Raw genomic sequence first — 2,415 nt, 5'->3', positions numbered from 1 at the left:
CGCTGGCATAGCGCCGGGCTGTGGCTGTCGGGACGCCGGAGACGGCTGCCAGGGCGGGCAGCGTCTCGTTCTTGCGCGGGTGCACCAGTACGAGCTGGGCCTGGCGGAAGCAGCCGGGCTTCCGCCATCGCGAGCGACGTTCACACCTTCGTGCGCAGATGAGCCGGGAAACGTGCTCCACCAGCTCATGCGGGACATCAACCGTGGCACGGTACGGGACCAGGCGGGGCTCCTCGGACGATGCGTGGTGCGTAGAGAACACCACCGCAACGACCAGGAGCCCCGCCTCGTTACACACCCCTGCTGACCTGCCATTTCACCCCACAGCGACAGGATGAAAACGGCTCAGTGAGCGTTTTGCTCTTACTCATGCTGCTTTGAGGTGATTCTGCATCGCTAGCCTCGTGCGATGACCACACCTTATCTGCCGGAATATATGCCTTTCTGGAAGAGCGCCGGCCGAGGAAACAAGTCGGTCCGCCCCACAACATCCTGTCTTGATTGCACAACCACCAGTTCATGGCATACCGGGCGCAGGCCAGTACTCCCAATGGTCCTGTACACGCCCTCCCCGGCAGCCACCGACACCGGTATCCCCGCATTATGCGACCGCACCGGCCCTACCCCAGCGACCTGTCCGACGCGCGGTGGGAACTGATCCGCCCCACCCTCGAAACCTGGCGCCAGGCCCGCGCCGGATCCGCCGGCCCCACCACGACCCGCGGGCCCTGATGAACGCAATCCTCTACGTCGACCGCACCGGCATCCCCTGGCGCTACCTTCCCCACGACTTCCCACCCTGGCAGAGCGTCTACGGCTACTTCGCCCATTGGCAGAACGACGGCATCTTCGACCAACTCAACGGCCTCCTGCGCAGCCTGCTCCGCCAGGCCGAAGGCCGCGAACCAGAACCCACCGCCTGCCTGCTCGACTCCCAGAGCATCAAGACCTCGGCCAGCGTCCACCTCGCCGACCAGGGCATCGACCCCGCGAAAAAGATCATCGGCCGCAAGCGGCACATCGCCACCGACACCCTCGGCCTTCTCCTGACCGTCTTCGTCACCGCCGCCAGCGTCCACGACTCCGCCGCCGGCACCCGTCTCATCGACGACCTCGCCGCCCGCCACCCCACCATCACCAAAGCCTGGGCCGACAACGGCTACAAGAACAAAGCAATCGAGCACGCGGCCACTCGTGGCATCGACCTCGAGATCGTCCAACGCGCCCCCCCACACCCGCGGCTTCACCGTCCAACCTCGTCGCTGGGTCGTCGAAAGAACTCTCGGCTGGCTCATGCACCACCGCCGCCTGGCCCGCGACTACGAAACCCACCCGCACCGATCAGCAGCCATGATCCAAATCGCCGCCATCAGCCTCATGACCCGACGCCTCACTCACCAGAACACCCCCAACTGGCGCGACACTTGAGCTCAAACAAAACAGACAACCGAGAATCAAGCACTCACTTAAGCGGTGGATGGCTGGTGCCGCCCGCCCCCGGGCAGAACGCCTGGCGGCGGGTGGGTACGATCTGTGAGCTGCTGGTTCAGCCGAGCGGGTTGGTGGTGTCGCGCAGGGTCGCCAGAGCCGGGGCGTACATGCGGGTCTTGTTGGTGCCCAGGGTGTTACCGGCCTTCATCACTTGCGCCTGGGCGAGCTCGATCGCGGTGGAGCGTACGGCTTCCTCGCTGACGGCCCGGTCGACGATGCAGGCGGCCACGGCGTCGACACCGCCGTAGCGGCGTGCAGTGAGCATGGCCTCGTGGGCGGTCTGAGGAGCCAACCGGCACTGGATGAGCGCAGCCATGCCGGGAGTGAACGGGATGTTGATGTCCGCTTCGGGCATGCACCAGTAGCCGCGGTCGGCCCGCATCACGCGGAGGTCGTGGGCGAGGGAGAACATTGCGCCGGCAGCGAAGGTGTGTCCCTGCAACGCGGCCACCGTGACGACCGGCAGTGACAGCATCCGTGCGAACAGCTCATGGACTGAGACAACATAGTCCATGTGCTCGTCGGCGTGGGCGAACAGCCACTCCAGGTCGAGCCCGTTGGAGTAGAACTTCCCTGTGGCGGCGGTGACCAGGGCACGGGGCCCTTCCGCCTTCTCCACCTCATTCAGCGCATCACCGACGGCAGTGATCCAATCGGGGTGGAAGCGGTTTTCTCCGTTCCCGAGGTCGAGAACGAAGACATTGTCCTGACGGTCGAGCGAGGGCATGGCGACTCCTTCGGGCTGAGCTGATGTGGAGCAAGGACTGCACGTTACGGCCGGGGCCCGGATTCGGCACCTGGTCGGTTGTGCACGGCCTAGAGGAGCAGGTCGTGGATCTCGCCGCGGCAGCCTCGATGGGGCGGCCGGTACTCTGCTCGGCCCGGCACATTATCACCGCACTTCGGCTGCGGTGATAATGTGCC

At 65.5% G+C, this 2,415-nt stretch carries 1 protein-coding gene and 2 pseudogenes; 1 reads left to right on the top strand and 2 read right to left on the bottom strand.

What is annotated here, in order from left to right; all coding sequences use genetic code 11:
* Positions 1-265: pseudogene (locus tag ACFQ79_RS40630) on the bottom strand (IS5/IS1182 family transposase); the annotation flags it as partial.
* 338 nt (positions 266-603) lie between these two features.
* Between ACFQ79_RS40630 and ACFQ79_RS40625 the strand changes: the two are divergent.
* A pseudogene (locus tag ACFQ79_RS40625) lies at positions 604-1,428 on the top strand (IS5 family transposase).
* A gap of 118 nt (positions 1,429-1,546) precedes the next feature.
* Here the strand turns inward: ACFQ79_RS40625 and ACFQ79_RS40620 are convergent.
* Positions 1,547-2,218, bottom strand: coding sequence for an enoyl-CoA hydratase-related protein (locus ACFQ79_RS40620; RefSeq protein WP_383593412.1), 672 nt, complete (start codon positions 2,216-2,218; stop codon positions 1,547-1,549).
* Between the last annotated feature and the right edge of the window lie 197 nt (positions 2,219-2,415).

The sequence above is a fragment of the Streptomyces sp. NPDC056480 genome (assembly GCF_042795405.1).
Classification (GTDB): domain Bacteria; phylum Actinomycetota; class Actinomycetes; order Streptomycetales; family Streptomycetaceae; genus Streptomyces.
This window is presented reverse-complemented; position numbering and strand designations above follow the sequence as displayed.